This is a genomic window from Rhizobium sp. BR 317 (assembly GCF_047445835.1).
Classification (GTDB): domain Bacteria; phylum Pseudomonadota; class Alphaproteobacteria; order Rhizobiales; family Rhizobiaceae; genus Rhizobium; species Rhizobium paranaense.
In genome coordinates this window covers 83844-107553 of sequence record NZ_JARWLB010000007.1, presented here as the reverse complement: position 1 = coordinate 107553, position 23710 = coordinate 83844, and the positions used below count along the sequence as shown (strand labels likewise).

The following is a 23710-nucleotide window of genomic DNA, read 5'->3' as shown; positions in this document are numbered from 1 at the left end:
GGGGAACCTGGGCGCCCTCGGCGGAGGTAGTCGCGCTCAATCACTTCGTCACGACCAACCATCGGGCGGATCGCTATATCGCGCTGCAGGGAGCGGCGACGACTATTGTTTGCGGGTCTCGTCGGACTCCGAGATGGCGGCCTCATGATACCAGCTATCGAAAGCAGCCGTCGCGATGGTCGGGCCGATATCGGGATTGAGGTTCACTTGATCGCGTTGGCCGGCAGGAATGGGCCGGGTCTTGATGGGAAACTTAAAAATCTTTGCCGTTTCGTGTTGAGGGCTGACTGCCATTGCAATGTCTCTCCCCTTTTTGTGCTCAAGCGGGAGCGCTTCAAGAGACAGCTTATATGTAGCAGAGTCGGAGCCCGTTTTTGAGGTATTTGCACAAATAAAATGCAAAAGGTTGAATTTATAGGCATTTTGAGATTTTGCGACGCCAGAATGTGGTTTTCGGGCGCCTAATTGTTGCGCTGCTTCGAATCTGCCGCACTGCGACAAGTTGGCAGCACCTTTCGGCCAAGTTCCTCACGATTTTGAGAGAATCCGAGCCAGGGCGATGGAAAATTGGCAAAAATTGACTCCGATTTGTGCATTTTTCTTCGAACGGCAGCGCATCTCGTTCAAATTGGCATGTCAAATGCATGTCACATGGCGGCCGTAGGTGGCGAAGATTTCCGGGCGGGCGCCTTCGAATTTTCTCTGCTTCGGGTAGTTAAACCCTTATGAGGTGCGTAATGACGAAGTTTAAGCTCGAGTATATCTGGCTCGACGGGTACACCCCGGTACCGAACCTGCGCGGTAAAACGCAGATCAAGGAATTTGCTGATTTTCCGAAGCTTGAAGAGCTTCCGCTTTGGGGCTTCGACGGTTCGTCGACGATGCAGGCCGAAGGCCGTAGCTCCGATTGCGTGCTGAAGCCTGTAGCGATCTATCCGGATCCGGCGCGTACGAACGGCGCCCTCGTCATGTGCGAAGTCATGATGCCGGACGGCGTAACGCCGCATCCGTCCAACAGCCGCGCCACCATCCTCGACGACGAAGACGCTTGGTTCGGCTTCGAGCAGGAATACTTCTTCTACAAGGACGGCCGTCCGCTCGGCTTCCCGGAATCCGGTTACCCGGCTCCGCAGGGCCCGTACTACACCGGCGTCGGCTATAAGAACGTCGGCGATGTCGCTCGCGAGATCGTTGAAGAGCATCTCGACCTTTGCCTCGAAGCAGGCATCAACCACGAAGGCATCAACGCCGAAGTGGCCAAGGGTCAGTGGGAATTCCAGATTTTCGGCAAGGGCTCCAAGCGCGCCGCCGACCAGATCTGGATGGCACGTTACCTGCTGCTGCGTCTGTGCGAAAAGTACGGCATCGACATCGAGTTCCATTGCAAGCCGCTCGGCGACACCGACTGGAACGGCTCGGGCATGCACTGCAACTTCTCGACCAAGTTCATGCGCGAAGTCGGCGGCAAGGCCTATTTCGAAGCGCTCATGGCTCAGTTCGACAAGAACCTGCACGACCATATTGCGGTCTACGGCCCGGACAACCACATGCGCCTGACCGGCAAGCATGAAACGGCTCCGTGGAACAAGTTCAGCTACGGTGTTGCCGACCGCGGTGCTTCCATCCGCGTTCCGCACTCGTTCATCAAGAACGACTACAAGGGCTACCTCGAAGATCGTCGTCCGAACTCTCAGGGTTGCCCCTATCAGATCGCTTCCCAGGTTCTGAAGACCATCTCGGAAGTTCCGACGGCTGGCTTCGCTTCGGCTGCTGCTTAATCATTATCGGTCTCGGCTTGCCGAGACMGAGAAAAATAAAAAAAGCGCGGGATTTCGGTCCCGCGCTTTTTTGTTTCCATTTCAGTGCCTATGCGGCCTTCGCATCCTTGTCGATCGGATGCTGCGCGCGGAAACCGACGGCCAGCCGATTCCAGACATTGATCACGCCGATTGCGACGGTGATCTTGACGATCTCTTCCTCGCTGAAATGCTGCTTGAGCGGTTCGAAATCCGCATCCGGTATGCCGGTCTGGGCAATCTTGGTGACGGAATCAACCCAGCGTAGCAGGGCGCGTTCGCGGTCGTCGTAAACGGGCGATTCCCACCAGACGCACATCAGGTTGATCCACTGCTCGCTGAGGCCGTCATGCCGGGCTTCCTTGACATGCATGTCGACGCAATAGGCGCAGCCGTTGATCTGCGACGCCCTGAGCTTGATCAGGTGGATGAAACGACGCTCCAGCCCGGAGGTCTGGACGAAGTTCTCCAGCGCGGTAACGGCCTTGTAGGAGTCCGGGGAAGCCTTGGCAAAGTTGAAACGAGGTTGCATGGTTTTCTCCTTGGGTTCTGGATCTATCGGGTGGTTCTGCGTTCATTGAGGGCAAGGAAGGCGCAGCCCCTTGCCGCGATGCTGCCGTCGTCGCCCGCCGCAAGATCGGCGAGGATATCGGCAATGGTGGTCTTGGCGAGCTCGGCGCGGTACACCCGCTCGGCTGCCAGCATCGCCGCGCTGATGCCGCACGGCTTTGCAAAGTATTTTCCAGGCAGCGGGTTTGGCCCGCGCTGGCGAATCTCGGCGCAGCGAAAGGCGGGCGCCGGTCCTTCGACAGCAAGCACGATATCGAGAAGGGTGATTTTGGCCGGTAGACGCGCCAGCCGGTAGCCACCCTTGGGGCCGGGTACGGTATCAAGAATGCCGGCGCCGGAAAGCGCCTGCAGATGCTTCAAGAGATAGCTCACCGACACCCCATGAAACTCGGCAATCGCCGCCGCCGAAAGCACTCCGCCCTCGGACAATCCGGCCAGCATCCCGACGCTGTGTATGGCCTGTTCAACGCCTTCGCCGAGTTTCATTGGTTCGTCCTTTTTATATCGTGGATATTTTTTATCCGTGATTATTGGAGGAGTCAATTGCTTTTTTAAGCGAGGCTGTATGTAACCCGGAGTTAGCGTATGCCGTGCGCCCGGTGCACTCTCTGCGAACACTGAAGCCACTGTTGGGAAGTGAACAATCCCCCCGCTTCCTATCCCTCGCATTTCGACTACATTTGCCCCCGTGGACCAGATCGATTCCGAGCGCCGCCTTGCTTTGCCTGCCCCTTTCATCCGCTGGTTTGAGGAAAAGGGTTGGCAGCCGCGTGCTCATCAGCTTGAGTTGCTTGCCCGTGCCGAGGCCGGCGAGAGCACGTTGCTGATCGCGCCGACCGGCGCCGGCAAGACCTTGGCCGGTTTCCTTCCCTCGCTCACCGATCTGACCCGGCGCGGCAAGATCCCGCCGGGTTCGGCCTTTACCGGCATCCACACGCTCTACATTTCGCCGCTGAAGGCGCTGGCCGTCGATATCGAGCGCAACCTGATGAAGCCGGTCACGGAGATGGGCCTGCCGGTCTCTGTCGAAAACCGCACCGGCGATACGCCCGCCGGCAAGCGGCAACGCCAGAAGCTCAATCCGCCGGACATTCTTCTGACCACGCCGGAACAGGTGGCCTTGTTGCTCGCCAATCACGAAGCCGAACGCTTCTTCAGGGATTTGAAATACATCGTCCTCGACGAGTTGCATTCGCTTGTGACGTCGAAGCGCGGTCATATGCTCTCGCTTGGCCTTGCGCGCCTGCGCAAGCTGGCGCCTCATCTGCAAACCATCGGCCTGTCGGCAACGGTTGCCGAGCCGATGGACCTGCAGAAATGGCTGGTGGCGCAGGAGGAGGGGATGGACCGGCATGCCGGCCTCGTGATGGTCGACGGCGGCGCCAAGCCTGATATCTCGATCCTCAGGACCGAGGAACACATCCCCTGGTCCGGCCACTCCGCCAAATACGCCATCCCCGATATCTACCGCGAGCTCAGAGAGCATCGGACGACCCTTCTCTTCGTCAACACCCGCTCGCAGGCGGAAATGCTGTTTCAGGAGCTGTGGTCGGCCAATGATGACAATCTGCCGATCGCGCTGCATCACGGCTCGCTCGATGTCGGACAGCGCCGCAGGGTCGAAGCCGCCATGGCCGCCAACAAGCTGCGCGCCGTGGTCGCCACCTCGACGCTCGATCTCGGCATAGACTGGGGCGATGTCGATCTGGTCATCCATGTCGGCGCCCCGAAAGGCGCATCGCGCCTTGCCCAACGTATCGGTCGCGCCAACCACCGCATGGACGAGCCATCCAAGGCGATCCTCGTGCCGGCCAATCGTTTCGAGGTCATGGAATGCCAGGCGGCACTCGACGCCAATTATGTCGGCGCGCAGGATACGCCGCCGGTCGGCGCCGGTGCACTCGACGTCCTTGCCCAACATATCCTCGGCATGGCCTGCGCCGAACCCTTCGACATGCTGGAACTCTATGACGAGATCCGCAGCGCTTCGCCCTATGCCGACCTGTCATGGGAGACATACGAACGCATCGTCGATTTCGTCGCCACCGGCGGCTATGCCCTGCGCACCTACGAGCGCTATGCCCGCATCCGCAAGACGCCCGAAGGCCGCTGGCGCGTCTCCAATCCGCAGGTCGCGCAGCAATATCGTCTGAACCTCGGCACCATTGTCGAGGAGGCGATGCTGAACATTCGGCTGGTGAAGCGCAATGCGCTGGGATCGCTCGGTCGCGGCGGCGCCCCCCTCGGCAAGGTCGAAGAGTATTTTCTCGAACAGCTTTCGCCCGGCGACACCTTCCTCTTCTCCGGCAAGGTGCTGCGCTTCGAGGGCATTCGCGAGAATGAATGCCTGGCCTCGCAGACCTTTTCCATGGACCCGAAAATTCCTTCCTATGCCGGCGGCAAGTTTCCGCTGTCCACCTACCTTGCCGATCAGGTGCGCATGATGATCGACGATCCCGATCGCCGGCATCGGTTGCCGGATCAGGTACGCGATTGGCTGGAGCTGCAGAAGGACAGGTCACTGCTGCCGAAGCGCGACGAGTTTTTGATCGAGACCTTTCCACGCGGCAGCCGCGCCTACATGGTGGCCTATCCCTTCGAAGGGCGGCTGGCGCACCAGACACTCGGCATGCTGTTGACCCGGCGGCTGGAGCGCGCCGGCGCAAAGCCGATGGGCTTCATCGCCACGGATTATTCGCTCGGCATTTGGGGGCTGGAGGACATGAGCCTGATGATCGCCAATGGCCGTCTCAGCCTTGCCGATCTCTTCGATGAGGACATGCTCGGTGACGATCTCGAAGCCTGGCTGGATGAATCCTTCCTGCTGAAGCGCACCTTCCGCAATTGCGCCGTCATTGCCGGTTTGATCGAGCGCCGTCACCCCGGCAAGGAAAAGACTGGCCGGCAGGTGACGGTCTCCGCCGATCTGATCTATGACGTCCTGCGCAGTCACGAGCCCGACCACATCCTGATGCAGGCGACCCGGCAGGACGCGGCCACGGGGCTTTTGGAGATTGGCCGCCTTGGGGATATGCTGAAGCGAATCAAAGGCCACATCACCCACCGGGCGCTGGATCATATCTCGCCGCTTGCCGTGCCGGTCATGCTGGAAATCGGCAAGGTGCCGGTGCCGGGCGAGGCGCATGATGTGGTATTGGCGGAAGCGGCTGACGATCTGATCCGCGAGGCCATGGAATAAAGCATGCCAAACAACGAAGGCAGACCGAGTTGATGAACCGCCTGGCGCTTGCGCGAGAGATGAACGGCCAAGTCAGGAACGGATTGACTCCCGCATCCGGCGTAGAGACCGCCGTTCACGGCGTCGCCGCAGTCTGTGATCCGCTTGGCGCGCTGTATCTGCCGGACGCCGGCATCCTTGTCGTTTCCGATCTGCATCTGGAAAAGGGAGCAGCCTTCGCACGGCGCGGCATGCTGCTGCCGCCTTACGATACGTTGGCGACGCTGACTGTGCTTGCCGCGGTCATCTCCCGCTACGATCCGAAGCTCGTCGTTTCACTCGGCGACAATTTCCATGACCGCGTGGGCTCCATGCATCTGCCGGAGGAGTTCCGCAGCCTGATCGTCAACATGGCACGCGGCCGCGAATGGATCTGGATCAACGGCAATCACGATCCGGATGGCACGGTCGATCTGCCCGGTCACTCTGTCGATGAGATGCATTATGGCGGATTGACCTTCCGCCACGAACCGAGGGGCGGCCAGCAGGCCGGCGAGATCGCCGGCCATCTGCATCCGTCCGCCACCGTCCGCCGCCGCGACAAATCCGTCCGCCGCCCGTGCTTCGCCGCCGATGGCGCCCGCCTGCTGATGCCCGCGTTCGGCATCATGACCGGCGGGCTCGACCTGCGCCACAAGGCCATGGCCGGCCTGTTCGATCGCGAAAGTCTCATTGCCCATGTGCTCGGTCGCGACCGCATCTATTCGGTACGCTTCGGCAATCTCTCGGCTTAACCCGCTTTTGCGGGCTCGTAGCGCAGGATCACCGCACCGGTCTTCAGGGGTGTGGTTCCGAGCAGCTTCATCGGAATCCGTTCCGCCGCAGGCTTGAAATGCGGGTTGCCGGCGCCGAGAACGACAGGAACAAGGCAGAGGCGGATTTCGTCCACCAATCCCGCTTTCAGCAGCGTATCCGTCACTTCGGCACTGCCGAAGACGAACATGGTCTTGCCCGGCTCTTCCTTCAGTTTCTTGACCTCGGCGACGATATCGCGAACGATGCGAGTGTTGTTCCACTCCGCCTTGTCCATTGTCCGCGAGGCGGCGATCTTGGCGATGCCATTCATATAGGCGGCGATTTCAGGTGTCTCCGGCGCCGTCGGCCAGTAGGCTGCCATGCCTTCATAGGTCTTGCGGCCGAAGATTAGCAGATCGCCCTCCTTGCCGAGCTCGGTCGCGTACTGCTCCAGCTCATCGCCCCAGGCGAGCATATGAAAATCGAGGTCCCAGGGTTTGGTTCCCTCGAAATAACCGTCAAGCGTCATAAGATTCCAGACAACAAGCTTTCTCATCGTTTTCCTCCTTCGCGATAACCGTATCATAATCAAAACTGGTTGCTAAAAGCAAGCAGTTGAAAATTAGCGTGACTGGTGGCAAAGTGCAAGCAGTTTTTGGAGATATTTATGGACGCGCTCAATCGCTCCGGCTGCCCGATCAATCTCACCCTGGAAATCCTGGGTGACCGCTGGAGTCTGATCATCATCAGGGACATCATGTTCGGCAATCGCCGGCATTTTCGCGAGCTTCTGCAGAACTCGGAGGAGGGGATTGCCTCCAACATCCTCGCTGACCGGCTGAAGCGGCTGGTCGAGCGCGGGCTTTTGACCCGCGACGGCGACCCGAGCCATAAACAGAAGGCCGTCTACAGCCTCACCGAAATGGCGATCGACCTCGTGCCGCTCTTTGCCCATATGGGTGCATGGGGCCGCAAGCATCTGCCGGTTTCGGAGGAGCTGTCGATCCGGGCGGAACTGCTGGAAGATGGCGGGCCGAAGCTCTGGGAGGATTTTATGGATGAGCTGAGGGCGAAGCATCTGGGCAAGGTATTACCGCCGGGAACGCCGTCGGTGCTCGGCCGGCTGACGGAAGCCTATCTGGAGGTAGTCGAGCGCAAGAAGAGCGCTTGATCATCGACTCCGAATTCGTGGAGGGGGTATCAGCGGTGCGGCATATGCCAAGTTTCGTTTCAGCTTGCGAAATAGAACCTAGCTCTTCCGGAACACGAAGCTCGCCGTCCATCCCGTAATGACCGCCAGCAACACCGAAAACGCGCCATAGAAAATGGGGCGTTCATGGGCAGCATCGGTGATCGTCTGCTCGATGCCGGTCTTGATGACGCGCAGTGGCAGGGATTTTTCGGTCAGGAATTTGCCGCTCTTGAAGAGAAAGGCGCGCACGGTATGCACGCCGTTCGGCACGTCTGCGGGCAGCCTCAGTGTTGCCCTGAACAGACTGGAACTGACGAAGCGCACGCCGGCCGGATCGCTTTCGTAAAGGCCGCCGCTCTGCTGCAGCCGCCGGAAAGCCCGGCGAAATTCCGCCACATCCGCGCCATTGCCGACGAAACCGACGGGGGTTAGCTGAATATGATCCATGCCGATGCCGCGGTCGTTCAGCTCCAGCGGCGCGGTGATGTAGTCGACGGCGCGCGTGCTCGACAGCGAATAGGCCTGCGGCACATGCTCGAACGTCATCGACCGGGTATTGACCCAGATGCCGAAGACACGTTCCTTCTTGCGCACGGTGGCATTTTCGCGCGGTCCCTCCAGCACGACGACGATATCGTATTGGCCGATCGCCAACAGCAGTTGGTCGGTGTTGGAAAGCGCGCCAAAGATCGTCAGGTCGGCGCCGGTGAAATCGGAGGTGATGGCGATTTCGCTGGTCGAGGTGCCGATCTCCATTGTCTCGCGCGCTGTCGTGGAGGTCGTCGGCTGGTCGAGCAGCACCTGTGCCTGTGCGCTCAATGGCGCAAGCAGGAGACCGGCTGCGAGGATTGGCCCGAAACGTTTCATCGGCCCGCCCCTTCGAGCACGACGGAATAGATATCGGCCGGTGTGACCACCAGTGCGATCGCCAGACGCAGGCCAACGGCAAGGACGAGCAGGCCGAGGAGGGCGCGCAATTGTTCGCCGCGCAGCTTCTGGCCGACACGCACGCCGTATTGCGCGCCGACGACGCCCGCCACCATCAACAGGAAGGCCAGCACGATATCGACGGAATAGTTGGTCGCGGCCTGCACGACGGTCGTATAGGCGGTGACGAAGATGATCTGGAACAGCGAGGTGCCGACCACGACATTGGTCGGGATGCGCAGCAGGTAGATCATCGCCGGCACCATGATGAAGCCGCCGCCAACGCCCATAACCGATGTCAGGATACCGATGCCGAAACCAAGGCCGATCACTGGAATGACGCTCAGGTAGATCTTCGATTTCTTGAAACGCATCTTCAGCGGCAGGCGGTGCACCCAACTGTGGTGACCCGGCTTGCGGGGCATGGCGGGTTCGTTGCGGGCGGCACGACGCATTGCATTCAGGCTCTCCCAGAGCATCAATCCGCCGATCGTGCCGAGAAAGATGACGTAGAGCAGGGAGATGAAGAGATCGAGCTGGCCGATGCGTCTCAGCAGCGAGAATATCCAGATACCGACGGTAGCGCCGGTAAGACCGCCGATCAGCAGCACCGTGCCGAGCTTCATGTCCAGCGAGCCGCGGCGGAAATGCGTGATGGCTCCCGAAATCGACGAGGCGACGACCTGGTTGGCACCGGTGGCGACGGCGACGACGGGCGGGATGTTATAGAAGATCAGGAGTGGCGTGATCAGAAAGCCGCCGCCAACGCCGAACATGCCGGAGAGAAACCCAACGGCTGCGCCCATGCCGAGAATAATGAAGATATTCACCGACAGTTCTGCGATCGGCAGATAGATCGTCACGGTCTGATCCCAGTTGCAGCTATCCGAGCGTAAGCGACCGGATGCCTATGAACAATTTCCCCTTTAAACAGACGATTCTAATCTGAAATGATTGCCAGAGCCTTAGGAAAAATCATGGCGTCTTTCAGCGATCGAATTCGTCATTCCACTCTAACGTGGCATTTTCCGCGATTGTGTGACGAATTTCGCCGTAAGGCAAAGCCGGCGCGAAACCGCGGGTTACCGCTGGCATTCGCTCAAATATGACGACGGTCTGATCAAGCCGATCGGCGCCCGCCAAAGGAACGGGCCTTCGCCGATGCTGCTCTTACGCGCAGCGACGGCGGTATGCCCGAGGGCTTCATCGATCGGAAATGAAGCCTTCGATCTATTTGTTGCGGGCCAGAAGTTCCTTGACGACCTGATCGCTCACCCTGCCGTCCTGCGGCAGGCCGACCGATTTCTGGAAGCTCTTCAGCGCGGCGACGGTCTTCCCGCCCATATTGCCGTCCGGCGGACCGGCGTCGAAGCCGTTGTTGTTAAGGATCGCCTGGATGTTGCGGATCGCCTTCTTCATGTCGATCGAGGCGGTGTTGACGCCTTTGCCGGTCGTCCATTCCTCAGGGATGGTCGTGCCGTTTGCCTTGGCGTCCAGCGGCTGCGCCTTCCAGAGGTCGACCTTGGCGCGGGCGCTTTCGAGTTCGTCCTGCTTCATGGCGTTCGCCACTTCGTCGCGCTTCTGCGAGGCGTCCTTGTCGCCACCCTTTGCGGCGATCGCGAACCATTTGTAGGATTCCTGCAGGTCCTGCTTCACGCCGTTGCCGCGTGCATAGAGGATGGCAAGGTTGAACTGGCTGTCGGACACGCCGAGATTGGCCGCCTTGATGAACCAGTTCGCCGCCGTCGGATAGTCCTGCGGACCGGCTGCACCGGAAGCGTAGAGGACGGCGAGGTTGTGCATGGCGCTGGCATTGCCCTGATTGGCGGCCTGCTCGTAATAGCCTTTGGCCTTGACGAGATCGCGCTCGAGACCGTTGCCCTTCTCGTACATGCTGGCGAGCCGGTATTGCGCCGGCGCAAAACCCTTGTCGGCGGAAAGCTGATACCAGCTCGCTGCCTGCTTGAGATCGGCCGTAACGCCGCGGCCATCCGTGTAGCGCACGCCGATTTCGAACAGAGCGACGGGGTCGCCGGACTTGGCGGCGGCAACGAGCGTTGGCGGCTGGATGCCATCAGGCACGGCGATCGCAGCGGCCGGCGCGGATGCCTGAGCCGCGTCAGGCGCCGGGGTCGTCGTGGCATTGGCGGGCACGAAGGCAGCAGTTTGCTGAGCAGGCGTGGCGCTCCCGGCCGGCGTCAGGGTTTCGCTGGTCGGTTTGCCGTCGAGGGGGGCTGCCGCTGTCAGATGATCGTTMGTCGGCACCGCGGCCGGATTTGCCGGCGCAGCGGAGGATTGTGCAGCGTCTCCAGCATCGGCGGCCGGAGCCTGTGTCGGTACCTGGGTGGCAGGCGCATTCGCTGCCGCCTGAGCGTTCGAGGCCGGCATTTGAGCGGCATTGGCGGAGGCTCCGTTTGTCGCGGTATTTTCGGCAGCCGAGGTCAGCACCGAAACTTCGGCCGGCGGTGCCTTCTGGCCGCGCGTCAGCGTGTTGACGAGCGGGAAGGCCATGATGGCAAGCAGGGCTGCGCCGATAGCAAGCAGAATGGGACGGCGGAAGCGCGAGAATGCACCGCGTTTCTTCTCGCCGTTCTTAGAGGCAGGAGCCGAGCGCTGTGTCTGATCCACTTCCATTGCGGCCGCCTGCGCGGCACGGCGAGCAGCGGCGATATAATCGGCGCGTTCGTTTTCGGTCGGCTGTTTGATGGTGCCGCTGCGCGCGGCATTCTGGCTGGCGCGCACGCGTTCCAGGATCTTCTTGATATCCGGCGCCCCCGAGCCCGGCTCGAGCAGCTCATTCGCGTCCTCGGCCGGCATCATGTCGACGGGGTCGATCGACGGCGCCTGTTCGATGACAGGCCGGTCGGGCAGGAAGATCGGCTCAGCCTTCTCAGGCATGAAGAAACGTCTGCCGAGGCTGGCGAGCAGGCTGGGTTTCGCCCCATCCTTCTTCGCAGCCGCTTTGATCTCCGCCTTGGTAACGGCTTCCACAGCTTGCGCGACTGCGGCTTCCGGCGATGCCGCGGATTCGGCAGACGCGACGGTGCGGATGACCGGCCCGGCCTTTTGTGGGGCTGCCAAAGGCGGTTTCACCGCTGCCGTGTCAGCCGGAGCAAAAACCTCGCTCTCGAATTTTGCGGCAGGCATGGCAGGCGCCGGCTGGCGATGTTCCATATGGTCCAGCCGGTCTGCGATCTGCAGCAGCGTGTCGTGCAGCGCTTCGAAAGTGCGATGGGTGCGCTCGTCGCTGCTGCGGCTGAGGTCTTCGAGATGGCGAAGGTCTTCTGCAAGCGCCGTCATCGCCGACATGTCGACGGCCGGCACGCCATGGCCGAGCATGCCTTCGCGGGAATAGGCTTCGACGACCGCTTCCGCCGCGTGGCGGGCGGCTTCGATGATATACTCGTCATTGGTCGCCATATAATCTTCGATCGCACTCATGCGGCGGTCGAAATCGGCGGGAACATCGGCGACGGTCCGCTGCTCGTTCATCAGCAGCGTCGAGAGATGGGCAATCTGCTCTTCGAGATTGCGCAGCGACTGCGTATCGGTCGGCGGTGCCGCGGTGCTCGCTTCCAGCCGCATGGCGATATCGGAAAGACGGCCTTCCAGCCGGCGGACAGCACCATCGTCGAGGTTTGCGGCCGGGTGCGGTGGATGGAAATCCATTTCATCGATGCGCCGGGCCAGATAATCCAGCCGTTCGGCCAGCGCATGGTCGACCGAGCCGTGTTCCAGCGCATCGATCTTGCGGGAGATGTCGGCGAGGTGGTTGACCAGTTCCGGCTGCGGTGCTGCCTTCTGTGAGCGCTCCATCAGATAGGAGAGCTGATCCAGGCGCTCTTCCAGTCGGGCGGCCGCCTTGGCATTGCCGAGTTCGTCGATGCGCATCGCCAGCGCTTCGAGACGTCCGGAAAGATCGTCCGCCGGCTGGCGCCGCGCCGCTTCACGGCTCATCATGTCGAGCTGGTCGGCAAGGTCACTGATGCGGCCTTCAAGCCGCTGCATCGCCTGATCCTGTGGCTGTATCATGCCGCCGAAGCTTTCCACAGCGGTGGCGATCGAGAGCAGCTTGTTTTCCAGCGCGTGCACGGCGGGGCTGTCGCTCATGCTGCCAAGATGCTGCTTGATATCATCCAGGCGATAAGCGAGCGATACCAGCTCGTCCTGTAGACCATTCGTGTCGATCGCTTGCACCTGACGTTCGACGTGGTGCAACGAATCCTCGCGGGCGAGCCCGTCCATCAGCGAGCGCAGTTCTTCGAACTCCGCCTTCAGGCCGGCCGTTTCCGGCTGGCCGGGATGGCCAGCGAGCTGGCTGATGCTGTCGGCAAGCCGCGCCATGTCCTCGCGCACATCGGCGGCGAAATGCTTGTCCTCGGCATTGTCGCGGATGTCGCGGATTTCGGCGCGCAATGCGCTGACTTCGCGGGCAATGCTATCCGCGATATCCCGTTTCAGGTCTTGCCGCAGGTTGACCAGCGCCTGAGCGATATCGATGGAGCTTTCCGGGGCAGAGCGCAGCGCCGAAGGCAGAGGCGGCCGCGACGCCGGATTTTCGCTAAAGCGCCCGCCAAGCGGTTGCCGCTCCGCAATTGGTGCTTCCTCACGGCGGGTGTGCAGGCGCTCGCGGCTCGCCTCGAGCGCGCGCTGGCGCTGGCGGATTTCGGCAAGCGGATCGGGCCGTAAATCGGCTTCCGCACGTTCAGTGCGGAGGGGACGTTCATAAGGGCGCGCGTAGGCGTCGCGCTCGGTGCGTGGCGTGCGGTCGGAAAGAGGAGCGCGCTCCGGCATCGGTGTCCGCTCGGGCGCCGCGGCATAACCGTTTGCCACACGCTGGCGCGTGTCCCGGGCGCCAGCCGTGCCCATCAGGCCTTCGATGCGCGCTTCCAGCCCCTCGATGGTGCGGCTCAACGCATCCAGCGACGTCCAGTCGCCCGTGCCGGTAGGATTTGATCGCGATCCGCTCATCTTCTTGCTCGCTTCGACATATGGACCACTCAAAGGCCATCTTCGCTTGTGGAACGCTGCTTCGCGGGTTCACGCGCAGACCGCATCCCACCGTTCGGAAAGAAATAGTTTATTAGGCTTTCCTCAGGCTGAACCGCGAAACGGCGCTCCATCAAGCTAAAGATGAAAGAAACGCGAAGCATCGCTGCTCATCCCGCACAATTCACGAAACGTAGTAAACAACCCGTTAAGTTTTGGCGAAATCTTAACCTTTTATTTCGGCCTTGTTGTTGAATATGCTCATGTTCTTATGGATTTGACGGGTGCTGCCGCTGGTGAGATGGGCGCATTGAACATCAATCATTCCTTCTGTCCCGCGCTGGTTGAAGGGTCGAGATGCGTAGCCTTAAAATTGAACTCCATTATCCTTTTCTCAACTGAGTTGTGGAATCATAGATTGATTTGAATATTCTTGGGAGCCGAGTGCGTGCCGCCATCCATCGCCCGTGAACCGGATCAGGCGCATCACATCCCGGCCCTCGATGGATGGCGCGGGCTGGCGGTTATCGTGGTTTTGATGGGCCATTTCGGGGCCGACCGATATCTGCCAAACTTCAGCTCCTTCGGCGTCGATCTGTTCTTTGTGTTGTCGGGGCGATTGATGGCGGACATTCTGTTCGTCAAGCAGATGCCGATACCGATGTTCTTCGCCAAACGGTTTGCGCGCGTCTATCCCGCATTGTTTGTGTTCATATTGATTACCAGTCTCGCATTTCACGGTACGTTCGGAGAATATGACCTGAAAGTCGCCGCTTCGGCGCTGACATTCACCCTGAACTACGCCATGGCCTATGGGCACCCGTTTTCCCTGTTGGATCATATCTGGTCCCTATGCGTCGAAGAGCATAGTTATATCCTGCTTGCCTTGATCGCCTTCGCCACGCGCTCGCGAAGCAAACCCATCACCTGGGGCATCATTTTCGCGGCGGGATTGATGGCGCTGATCAATGGCGTAATTCGAGTCCACATGTCGGAGGGAGACCCCGGTGTGGTGATGTGGCGCACCGATGTCGCCATGGCTGGGATCTTCATCTCCGCAGCCCTCTTCATTGTTCTCCGACCAAGCCTGCATCGGGATCATTGGACATGGATTGCACCATGCGCCCTGGTGAGCGCGATCTTGGCGCGGATGTTTGGCGTAGATGCTATAGTCTTTTTTGGCGTCAAAACGATCCTGCTGGCAATGGCTGTGATCGGGATCGAATATTCCGCCCCATGGTTCCGCAGGAATTTCGAAGGCAATATGCTCCGCTTTGTCGGGCAGTGCTCCTTCTCGATCTATCTATGGCAGGAACCCTTTTTTAGGCTTGCCGGTTCGGGGATTCTGCCCTCCGCTTTGTCGCTCATACTGGGTATCGCCTGTGGTGTGGCAAGCTACGACCTCATCGAACGCCCTCTGCGTGCCACGCTTAACGCCATGTTCAGCCGCCGGCCCGTCGAGCAAACTCTCGCCTGACTTCGGGTTTACAGAAGCTCCGCATGACCGATCGGACGGATGTCGAGAGATCGATGATCCTATTTTTCGATAAGCGGGCAGCCATAGGGTAAGCACATCTCCGTCGCCTGCGGCATCATTTCCATTGCCGGCTTCGCCATCCTGCCTAAAAATTCGTTTTGCCTCACGAATTTGACGTTTACGCAAACGTCAATATTTTGTAAGGCTAGGTGAAAGGCCGGAATGCGAGTCCGGTGGCAATTGGAGGAATTCGAAAGATGCCAGTCTACAAGGCCCCGGTGAACGACACGCTTTTCGTCCTGAACGATGTGCTCGGACTGGAGCGTTACAACAATCTGCCGGGTTTTGCCGAAGCCAGTCCCGATATGATCGAGGCGATCGTCGGCGAGGCGGCCAAGTTGTCGGAAGAAGTGCTTTTTCCGCTGAATTACTCTGGCGATCAGGAAGGCTGCGTGCGCCATGACGACGGCACGGTCTCGACGCCGAAGGGCTTCAAGGAGGCCTACCGTGCCTACTACGAGGGCGGCTGGCTGGGCCTGGCGGTGCCGGAGGAGTTCGGAGGGCAGGGATTGCCCTATACGCTGCATTGCGCTGTCGGCGAATATACCTCTGCGGCCAATATGTCGCTGATGATGTATCCGGGCCTGACGCAGGGCGCGATCGCCGCCATTCTCGTGCATGGTTCGGAGGAGCAGAAGCGGACCTATTTGCCGAAGATGGTCGAGGGCACCTGGTCCGGCACCATGAACCTCACCGAGCCGCATTGCGGCACCGATCTCGGCCTGCTGCGCACCAAGGCGGTTCCGCAAGGCGACGGCAGCTACAAAATCTCTGGCCAGAAGATCTTCATCTCTGCCGGCGAACACGACATGACGGACAATATCGTGCATCTGGTGCTCGCCCGCATCGAGGGCGCACCGGAAGGTACGAAGGGCATTTCGCTGTTCATCGTGCCGAAATTCATGGTCGGGTCGGATGGTTTGCCAGGCGCGCGCAACGCGGTCTCCTGCGGCGCGATCGAGCACAAGATGGGCATTCACGGCAACGCCACCTGCGTCATGAACTATGACGAGGCCACCGGCTTCCTGATCGGCGCCGAGAACAAGGGCCTCAACGCCATGTTCGTGATGATGAACGAGGCGCGCCTCGGCGTCGGTCTGCAGGGGCTGTCGATCGCCGAAATCGCCTACCAGAATGCCGTCGCCTATGCCCGCGAGCGCATCCAGGGGCGCTCGCTCTCCGGCCCGAAGGCGCCGGACAAGAAAGCCGATCCGATCATCGTCCATCCCGATATTCGCCGCTCGCTGATGACCATCCGCGCCTTCAACGAAGCCGGCCGCGCCTTCCTGCTGTGGACGGCGCTGAAGTCCGATATTGCCCACCGCTCGCCGGACGAGAAGGAACGCCAGGCGGCAGATGATATCCTTGGCCTGGCGACGCCGATCCTGAAGGGCGTCATGACCGATAAGGGCTTTGAGCATGCAGTCATGGCGCAGCAGGTCTTCGGCGGCCACGGCTATATCGAAGAGCATGGTATGAGCCAGTATGTTCGCGATGCCCGCATCACCATGATCTACGAAGGCGCCAACGGCATCCAGGCGCTGGATCTGGTCGGGCGTAAATTGGCACTGAACGGCGGCCGCGCCGTCATGGCGCTGTTCAAGGAGATCGGCGATTTCTGTGAGGAAAACCGCAATGACGAGCAGATGGCCTTCTTCACCAAGCATCTGAAGAAGGGCTTGAACGACGTCCAGGCCGCGACCATGTGGTTCATGCAGAACGCCATGGCCAAGCCGGACAATGCCGGCGCCGGCTCCACGGATTACATGCACCTCTTCGGCCTCGTCGTTCTCGGCTACATGTGGGCGAAGATGGCGAAGGCGGCGCAAGCCGGTCTTACCGACGGCGACAGCGCCCGCGCGGATTATTTGAAGAACAAGCTTGTCACGGCGCGGTTCTACATGGAGCGCATCATGCCGGAAACGGCGCTGCGCAAGGCTCGCATCGAAACCGGCGCCGACACGATGATGGAACTGGCGGCGGAAGCTTTTTGACTTCTACCTTCTCCCCCGCTGGGGAGAGATAATGACGACGCGATCAACCGCCGGACAAAGAATTTGAAGGCGGCTTGCCGCCGCAGGGAGATGAGACATGACCAAGGTTTTCATTTACGACCATGTGCGCACGCCGCGCGGGCGCGGCAAGAAGGATGGGGCGCTGCATGAAGTGCCTTCCGTTCGCCTTGCCGCCAAGACATTGGAGGCAATCCGCGACCGCAACGGGCTCGATACGAAGACGGTCGATGACATCATCATGGGCTGCGTCGATCCGGTGATGGATGCCGGCGCCGTCATTCCCAAGGCAGCCGCATTCGAGGCGGGTTATTCGACCACGGCCCCCGGCATACAGATCTCGCGCTTCTGTGCCTCCGGCCTCGATGCCGTGAATTTCGGCGCAGCTAAGATCGCGCAGGGAGCCGACGATATCGTCATCGCTGGTGGCGTCGAAAGCATGTCGCGCGTCGGCCTCGGCATGTCCGGCGGCGCCTGGTTCATGGATCCCTCGGTGAACTTTCCGGCCTATTTCATGCCGCAGGGCGTATCCGCCGATCTCATCGCCACCAAATACGGTTTCTCCCGCGATGATGTCGACGCCTATGCTGTCGAAAGCCAGAAGCGGGCCGCCCATGCCTGGGAGAAGGGCTATTTCAAGAATTCCGTGATCCCGGTGAAGGATGTGAACGGCCTGACCATCCTCGACAGGGATGAGCATATGCGTCCCGGCACCGATATGCAGGCGCTGGCCTCGCTCAATCCATCCTTCCAGATGCCGGGTGAGATGGGCGGTTTCGAAGCGGTCGGCATTCAGGCGCATCCTGAAGTCGAGCGCATCAACTATGTGCATCACGCCGGCAATTCCTCCGGCATCGTCGATGGCGCGGCCGCTGTGCTGCTCGGCTCCAAGGCGGGCGGCGAGAGCATGGGGCTGAAGCCGCGGGGCCGGATCAAGGCTTTTGCCAATATCGGTTCCGACCCGGCGCTGATGCTGACCGGCCCGGTCGACGTCACCGAGAAGCTCTTGAAACGCACTGGCATGAAGCTCGCCGACATCGACCTCTTCGAGCTCAACGAGGCCTTCGCTGCCGTCGTGCTGCGCTACATGCAGGCTTTCGATATCGGCCACGACAAGATCAACGTCAACGGCGGTGCGATCGCCATGGGTCATCCGCTTGGCGCCACCGGCGCGATGATCCTCGGCACGGTGCTGGACGAGCTGGAGCGGCGCGATCTCAACACAGCGCTGGTGACACTCTGCATCGGCGCCGGCATGGGCACCGCCACGATCGTCGAACGCGTCTGAGGGGAGCGGAAACAATGGCTTATACGAATTTCACCATCGAGACCGATGCAGACGGCATCGCACTCGTCACCTGGGACATGCCCGGCAAATCGATGAACGTCTTTACCGGCGAGGTGTTGGAGGAACTGAACGCCATCATCGATGCGACCGTTGCCGACAAGGCGATCAAAGGCGTGGTCATTACTTCCGGAAAATCCTCTTTTTCCGGCGGAGCCGATCTGTCGATGATCAAATCGCTCTTCTCCGTCTATCAGGACGAGAAGGCGAAGGATCCGGCGACGGCGGCGCAAAAGCTGTTCGATCTCGTCGGCCGCATGACCGGCCTGTTCCGTAAGCTCGAGACTTGCGGCAAGCCCTGGGTTTCCGCGATCAACGGCACCTGCATGGGCGGTGCGCTGGAGATGTCGCTCGCCTGTCACGGCCGCGTTGCTTCCAATGCCAAGGGCGTCAAGATGGCGCTGCCCGAGGTCAAGGTCGGTATTTTCCCCGGAGCGGGCGGCACCCAGCGCGTGGCGCGGCTGACCGATGCGCAGTCGGCGCTGCAGATGATGACAACGGGTCAATCGCTGACGGCGGCGCGCGCCAAGGCCATGAACCTCGTGCATCAGGTGGTCGAGCCGGATCAGCTTATTCCGGCCGCCAAGCAGATGATCAAGGATGGGCTGAAGCCTGTCGCTCCCTGGGATGAAAAGGGTTTCAAGGTGCCCGGCGGCGGTATCTGGACGCCGGCTGCCGCGCAGCTTTGGCCGGCTGCCCCGGCCATCCTTCGTCGTGAGACGTCGGGCAACTATCCGGCCGCGCTCGCCATCCTCAAATGTGTCTACGAAGGCCTGCAGGTGCCTTTCGACACCGGCCTGAAGATCGAGCAGCGCTATTTCACGCAGGTGCTGCAGACGACCGAAGCCTTTTCGATGATCCGCTCGCTGTTCATCTCCATGCAGGAACTCGGCAAGGGCGCTCGCCGCCCTGCCGGGCAGCCGAAGACGGAGCTGAAGAAGGTGGGCGTCGTCGGTGCCGGCTTCATGGGCGCCTCGATCGCCTATGTCACCGCAGCCGCCGGTATCGCCGTCACCCTCATCGATCGCGATATGGAAGCGGCCGGTAAGGGCAAGACGGTCGCGGAAGGTCTGGTGAAGGAATCCATCGGTAAGGGACGGATTACGTCTGACGAGGGCGCGGCACTGCTTGCCTGCATCACGCCTTCGGCCGACTATGCCGATCTCAGCGATGCCGATCTCGTCATCGAGGCGGTCTTCGAGGATCGTGATGTGAAGAAGGCGGTCATCGAGGCCGTTGAAGCGGTGCTGCCTGCGGGCGCCGTCTTTGCCACCAACACCTCGACCCTGCCGATCACCGGTCTCGCGAAGAATTCCAAACGCCCGGCTGATTTCATCGGCATCCATTTCTTCTCTCCGGTCGAGAAGATGCTGCTGACCGAAGTCATTCTTGGTAAGGAGACGGGCGACCGCGCCCTTGCCGTCGCGCTCGACTACGTCGCCGCTATCAAGAAGACCCCGATCGTCGTCAACGACACCCGCGGCTTCTTCGTCAATCGCTGCGTGCTGCGCTACATGTCGGAAGCCTATGACATGCTGATCGAAGGCGTGCCGCCGGCAATGATTGAAAATGCCGCCAAGATGGCGGGCATGCCGGTCGGGCCGTTGGCGCTCAACGACGAAGTCGCCATCGACCTGTCGCTGAAGATCCTCAAGGCCGCCGTCGCCGATCTCGGCGACAAGGCTGTTGATGTCAGGCACATGCAGTTGGTCACGCGCCTGGTGGAAGGCGAAGGCCGCTTCGGCCGCAAGAATTCCAAGGGCTTTTACGATTATCCGCCGAAGCCCGGCAAGAAGTCGCTCTGGCCGGGCCTGAAGGACCTCTATCCGCAGAAGAAGGCCGAGGAGGTCGACGTCAACGTCCTGAAGCAGCGCTTCCTTGCCACCATCGCGCTGGAGGCCGCGCGGACTATGGAAGAGGGCATCGTCACCGATCCGCGCGAGGCCGATGTCGGCTCCATCCTCGGCTTCGGCTTCGCCCCCTACACCGGCGGCGCGCTCTCCTACATCGACGGAATGGGCGTCAAAGCCTTCGTGGAGCTCTGCGAAACGTTGGCTAAAGCTTACGGACGGCAGTTCAAGCCCACGGCGCTGCTGAAGGATATGGCGGCGAAGGGCGAGACGTTTTATGGGCGATTTGACCCGTATGGCGTGAAAACAGCGGCATAAGAGGGCGTTCTCTCGAAAGAGAACATGCTGGACAATTTCCGGAAAATAATAGGCCGCTCCTGTCGGGAGCGGCCTTTTCCATTCGTCCTCTGTTTAGTTCCATTGCACAGAGGAGAGAAGTAATGGCCGAAATTATTGGAAACCGCGAAGAGGCCGACGCCATCTTTGCCGTGCTTGTCGCTTGGGCGACGGCGATCGGCGAAAAGGACGCCGCCGGCGTCCTGTCGCATCTGAACGACGACATCGTGGAATTCACCCTGGCGCCGCCGCTGCAATATAAGGGCAAGGATCAACCTAGCCTGCAGGGCTGGTTCGACACTTGGCAGGGGCCGATCGAAGGCGATGTCGAAGACCAGAAGCTGACGATCGGCGGGGATATCGCTTTCTGGAGCGGCCTGACGCACATGCTGGGCACCAAGATTGATGGCACCAAGGTCGACCTCTGGTTCCGCGAGACGCTTGGCCTCAGAAAGGAAGCCGGTGTCTGGAAGATCGCCCATGATCACACATCGGTCCCCTTCGCCATGGACGGCAGCGGATTGGCGGAACTTGGGCTGAAGCCGTAATCCCAGGTTAGGCTGACGCCGTGACCTTCTCCCGTCCTGCCTTCAGCGCCAGCACGCCGCAGATGATCAGGGCCAGAATGGCGGCCGCATAAATATCCGTCGTTGCCGTGAACCCGACCGCCTTTGACAGGAACCCGGCCAGGATGGCAGGCAGGCTGAAGGCGAGGTAGCTTTGGATGTAGAAGGCCGAAAGTAGGCCGGCGCGCTCGTCCGGCTTGGCCAATGGCATGATGCTTCTAACTGTGCCGAGGAAGGTCGCCCCGAAGCCGGCGCCAGCGATCAGCGTTCCCAAGGCAAGGATCGACACCTGCGCCGCATGCACGCCGGCGATGACGGTCAATATGCCGAGCGTCATGCTGGGTATACCCAACGTCATGGCCGTGGCGGCAGATCTCTTGCGCAGCAGGAACACGGCCGCCGCACCGCTGATCGTCAAGGCTGCGACCACGGAGCCGCCGACTAGCGGCGCCGTGCTGCCGGTCGTCGCGCTGACCAGTGAGGGCACCAGCGACAGATAGAAGCCGCCGAGCGCCCAGACGGCGACGTTGATCGGCGTCAGCGCCAGCAGCGTCCGGCGCACCTGTTGTGGAACGGCGACTTCCGGTTTCAGCGATGCGAGCAGCCCGCTCCGCCGGCGTGTCGTCTCCGGCACCAGCCAGAGCAGCACCGCCTGCAGGGCCAGCAGAGCAAGCATAACGATATAGACGAGCAGGGTCGGCGTCGGGGCGAATTGGACCAGCAGGCTCGTGCCGAGGGCTCCGATCGCCATGCCGGTAAGCGGCGCAAGACTGTTGGTGATCGATCCCTTGATCGGATCGAGATCGACGAGGGCGGCGCCGATCGAGCTTGCTGCCGCACCCGTGGCGAAGCCTTGCACGATGCGTGCGGCAATCAGCCAATTTGGACCGTCGGCCATTAAAAACAGCGCCATCGCCACCATATTGAGGATGAGCGAGGCAAAGATAACCGGCCGTCGTCCCAGATGATCGGAAATCGAGCCGACGATCAGAAGCGAAATGAGGAGCGCGAAGGCATAGACGGCGAAGATCACCGTGATCAGCACCGGCGAGAAGGCGAAAACCTGCTGGTAAATTCGATAGAGCGGTGTCGGCGCAGAGGAGGCGGCAAAGAAGGTGGCGCTGGTGGCGGCGTGAAAGAGCGGTGCTAATCGCCGGCCAGCCGCCCGCGGCGAATTGGCGGTGGAATCCATCGTGGTCATCGATTATATCCTGGCTTAAAGCAAAAAAGTTGCGTTAAGCACATGTAGGGTGCCGCATGGCTAAAAGCAAATAATTTGCGTTAGCAACGTGTAGACGCTTCCTATGCGATAACAGCGACAAAGGGAAAGATTGGCATAAATCTATGGCTTCAAAAGAAAATCCGCGTCCCGGCGGGCGCAGTGCCAGGGTGCAGGCGGCGGTGCATCAGGCGGTGCGCGAGATGTTGGCCAGGATGGAGCGCGCAGACGTGACGATCCCGCTCATTGCGCAGCGCGCCAATGTGACGCCATCGACAATCTATCGCCGCTGGGGCGATTTGCAGGAGCTGCTGGCAGATGTTTCTGCCTCGCGGTTGCAGCCGGAAACGGAGCCGCTCAAAACCGGCAGCGCCTGGATGGACCTGCAGGCCTGGGCCGAGCAATATGCCGACGAAATGTCCTCCGGCGCCGGCCGGCAGATGATCCGCGATATCCTCGCGGTATCCGACACTGCGAATGCAGAGAAGTGCTCGGGCTATACGCAGCAGCAATTGCGCGTGATCGTCGCCCGGGCGGAAGAACAGGGTGAGGCGTTTCCGACACTCACCGAACTGATGGACTTCGTCATCTCGCCGATCATGTACCGTATTCTCTTCGATCAGGTGCCGAGCAACGACTATATTCATGGCCTGATCTCTCGGGTCATGCCGAAGGTTGCGGCAAGTCCTGAAATTGCGGAAATAACGGCTGATGTGTCCGGCGTCTGACGACTTCCTTGATGGAATTCGTTTCTCCCGCTGGTTGAGCCTGCACTGTCCGCAACTGGACAACAAGCAAGCCGGCATCGCCTGCGAAAAAAGCTGCGGTCAGTGATTCCCTTGGGATATGCAGCGTCGATGTCTCCGTCGCGCTATTTCGCTATTGAAGAACACCGGCAAAGATGATGCTAATGGTTGCCGATTAAATTCAATGGCAACGCAAAGGGGACCTTCGATGCTCAATGAATTCAAGGCATTCATCGCCCGTGGCAACGTCATGGATCTCGCAGTCGGCGTGATCATTGGTGGCGCCTTCGGCGGTATCGTCAAGTCGCTGGTGGACGATATCATCATGCCGATCGTCGGCGCGGTTTTTGGCGGCTTCGACTTTTCGAATTATTTCCTCCCGCTCTCAGCCAACGTCAATGCGCCATCGCTGGCTGCGGCCCGCGCGCAGGGCGCCGTTTTCGCCTACGGCAGTTTCATCACCGTCCTTATCAATTTCCTCATCCTCGCCTGGATCATCTTCCTGATGGTCAAGGGTGTGAACGCGCTGCAAAAGCAGGTCGCTCGTAAGGAAGAGAAGGCAGCCGAAGCTGCACCGCCGCCGGCCGATGTGCAGTTGCTCACCGAAATCCGTGATCTCTTGGCCAAGCGCCCCGCGGCCTAAGGCATTTTT

19 protein-coding genes are annotated in these 23710 nt (G+C 60.5%); 11 read left to right on the top strand and 8 right to left on the bottom strand.

Going from position 1 to position 23710, the window contains the following annotated elements:
• Nucleotides 1–102 precede the first annotated feature (102 nt).
• On the bottom strand, nt 103–294 hold the full coding sequence (locus QD357_RS13235) for a DUF2735 domain-containing protein (RefSeq protein ID WP_107106929.1): 192 nt from the start codon (nt 292–294) through the stop codon (nt 103–105).
• A gap of 443 nt (nt 295–737) precedes the next feature.
• Between QD357_RS13235 and QD357_RS13230 the strand changes: the two genes are divergently transcribed.
• A complete protein-coding gene (locus QD357_RS13230; RefSeq protein WP_107106930.1) occupies nt 738–1778 on the top strand; it encodes a glutamine synthetase beta-grasp domain-containing protein in 1041 nt (346 codons plus the stop codon).
• Between the two features lie 88 nt (nt 1779–1866).
• Here QD357_RS13230 and QD357_RS13225 read toward each other — a convergent pair whose 3' ends face one another.
• Both QD357_RS13225 and QD357_RS13220 read right to left on the bottom strand, forming a co-directional pair.
• A complete protein-coding gene (locus tag QD357_RS13225) occupies nt 1867–2328 on the bottom strand; it encodes a carboxymuconolactone decarboxylase family protein (RefSeq protein WP_107106931.1) in 462 nt (153 codons plus the stop codon).
• Between the two features lie 23 nt (nt 2329–2351).
• On the bottom strand, nt 2352–2852 hold the full coding sequence (locus QD357_RS13220; RefSeq protein WP_107106932.1) for an RrF2 family transcriptional regulator: 501 nt from the start codon (nt 2850–2852) through the stop codon (nt 2352–2354).
• 202 nt (nt 2853–3054) lie between these two features.
• Here QD357_RS13220 and QD357_RS13215 point away from each other — a divergent pair, with 202 nt between their 5' ends.
• Together QD357_RS13215 and pdeM are read left to right on the top strand one after the other, a co-directional pair.
• Nucleotides 3055–5565, top strand: a complete 2511-nt coding sequence (locus QD357_RS13215) for a ligase-associated DNA damage response DEXH box helicase (protein WP_414124422.1) — start codon at nt 3055–3057, stop codon at nt 5563–5565.
• Nucleotides 5566–5597: 32 nt separating this feature from the next.
• Entirely contained in the window at nt 5598–6338 is a 741-nt protein-coding gene (gene pdeM / locus QD357_RS13210) for a ligase-associated DNA damage response endonuclease PdeM (RefSeq protein WP_107106934.1), read from the top strand.
• Here the strand turns inward: pdeM and QD357_RS13205 are convergent.
• Entirely contained in the window at nt 6335–6895 is a 561-nt protein-coding gene (locus tag QD357_RS13205; RefSeq protein ID WP_107106935.1) for a dihydrofolate reductase family protein, read from the bottom strand. The two genes, pdeM and QD357_RS13205, sit on opposite strands and share 4 nt — an antisense overlap.
• 111 nt (nt 6896–7006) lie before the next feature.
• Here QD357_RS13205 and QD357_RS13200 point away from each other — a divergent pair, with 111 nt between their 5' ends.
• Nucleotides 7007–7510 (top strand): winged helix-turn-helix transcriptional regulator, encoded by a 504-nt coding sequence (locus tag QD357_RS13200; protein WP_107106936.1) that lies wholly within the window; start codon nt 7007–7009, stop codon nt 7508–7510.
• A gap of 78 nt (nt 7511–7588) precedes the next feature.
• Here QD357_RS13200 and QD357_RS13195 read toward each other — a convergent pair whose 3' ends face one another.
• The 3 genes from QD357_RS13195 to QD357_RS13185 form a co-directional block, all read right to left on the bottom strand.
• A complete protein-coding gene (locus tag QD357_RS13195; RefSeq protein WP_107106937.1) occupies nt 7589–8398 on the bottom strand; it encodes a TIGR02186 family protein in 810 nt (269 codons plus the stop codon).
• Nucleotides 8395–9321: a sulfite exporter TauE/SafE family protein gene (locus QD357_RS13190; RefSeq protein ID WP_107106938.1), complete on the bottom strand. Its 927-nt coding sequence runs from the start codon at nt 9319–9321 to the stop codon at nt 8395–8397. The genes QD357_RS13195 and QD357_RS13190 overlap by 4 nt, the downstream gene beginning before the upstream one ends.
• 367 nt (nt 9322–9688) lie before the next feature.
• Nucleotides 9689–13429, bottom strand: coding sequence for a peptidoglycan-binding protein (locus QD357_RS13185; RefSeq protein ID WP_414124421.1), 3741 nt, complete (start codon nt 13427–13429; stop codon nt 9689–9691).
• Nucleotides 13430–13895: 466 nt separating this feature from the next.
• Between QD357_RS13185 and QD357_RS13180 the strand changes: the two genes are divergently transcribed.
• The 5 genes from QD357_RS13180 to QD357_RS13160 all read left to right on the top strand — a co-directional run bounded on the left by QD357_RS13180 (nt 13896) and on the right by QD357_RS13160 (nt 21075).
• A complete protein-coding gene (locus QD357_RS13180; protein WP_146143972.1) occupies nt 13896–14924 on the top strand; it encodes an acyltransferase family protein in 1029 nt (342 codons plus the stop codon).
• Between the two features lie 257 nt (nt 14925–15181).
• Entirely contained in the window at nt 15182–16978 is a 1797-nt protein-coding gene (locus tag QD357_RS13175) for an acyl-CoA dehydrogenase C-terminal domain-containing protein (RefSeq protein WP_107106941.1), read from the top strand.
• Nucleotides 16979–17075: 97 nt separating this feature from the next.
• Nucleotides 17076–18284 (top strand): acetyl-CoA C-acetyltransferase, encoded by a 1209-nt coding sequence (locus tag QD357_RS13170; RefSeq protein ID WP_414124420.1) that lies wholly within the window; start codon nt 17076–17078, stop codon nt 18282–18284.
• Between the two features lie 14 nt (nt 18285–18298).
• Nucleotides 18299–20509: a 3-hydroxyacyl-CoA dehydrogenase NAD-binding domain-containing protein gene (locus QD357_RS13165; protein WP_107106943.1), complete on the top strand. Its 2211-nt coding sequence runs from the start codon at nt 18299–18301 to the stop codon at nt 20507–20509.
• A 122-nt stretch (nt 20510–20631) separates the two neighbouring features.
• Nucleotides 20632–21075, top strand: a complete 444-nt coding sequence (locus tag QD357_RS13160) for a YybH family protein (protein ID WP_414124419.1) — start codon at nt 20632–20634, stop codon at nt 21073–21075.
• A 7-nt stretch (nt 21076–21082) separates the two neighbouring features.
• On the opposite strand, the gene QD357_RS13155 is transcribed toward QD357_RS13160, so the two are convergent.
• Entirely contained in the window at nt 21083–22294 is a 1212-nt protein-coding gene (locus QD357_RS13155; protein WP_107106945.1) for an MFS transporter, read from the bottom strand.
• A gap of 143 nt (nt 22295–22437) precedes the next feature.
• On the opposite strand from QD357_RS13155, the gene QD357_RS13150 reads away from it, so the two are divergent.
• Nucleotides 22438–23040 carry a TetR/AcrR family transcriptional regulator gene (locus QD357_RS13150; RefSeq protein WP_107106946.1) on the top strand — a complete coding sequence of 201 codons (603 nt, stop codon included), beginning with the start codon at nt 22438–22440 and terminating at the stop codon, nt 23038–23040.
• 226 nt (nt 23041–23266) lie between these two features.
• A complete protein-coding gene (gene mscL, locus QD357_RS13145) occupies nt 23267–23701 on the top strand; it encodes a large conductance mechanosensitive channel protein MscL (RefSeq protein WP_107106947.1) in 435 nt (144 codons plus the stop codon).
• Nucleotides 23702–23710: the final 9 nt, after the last annotated feature.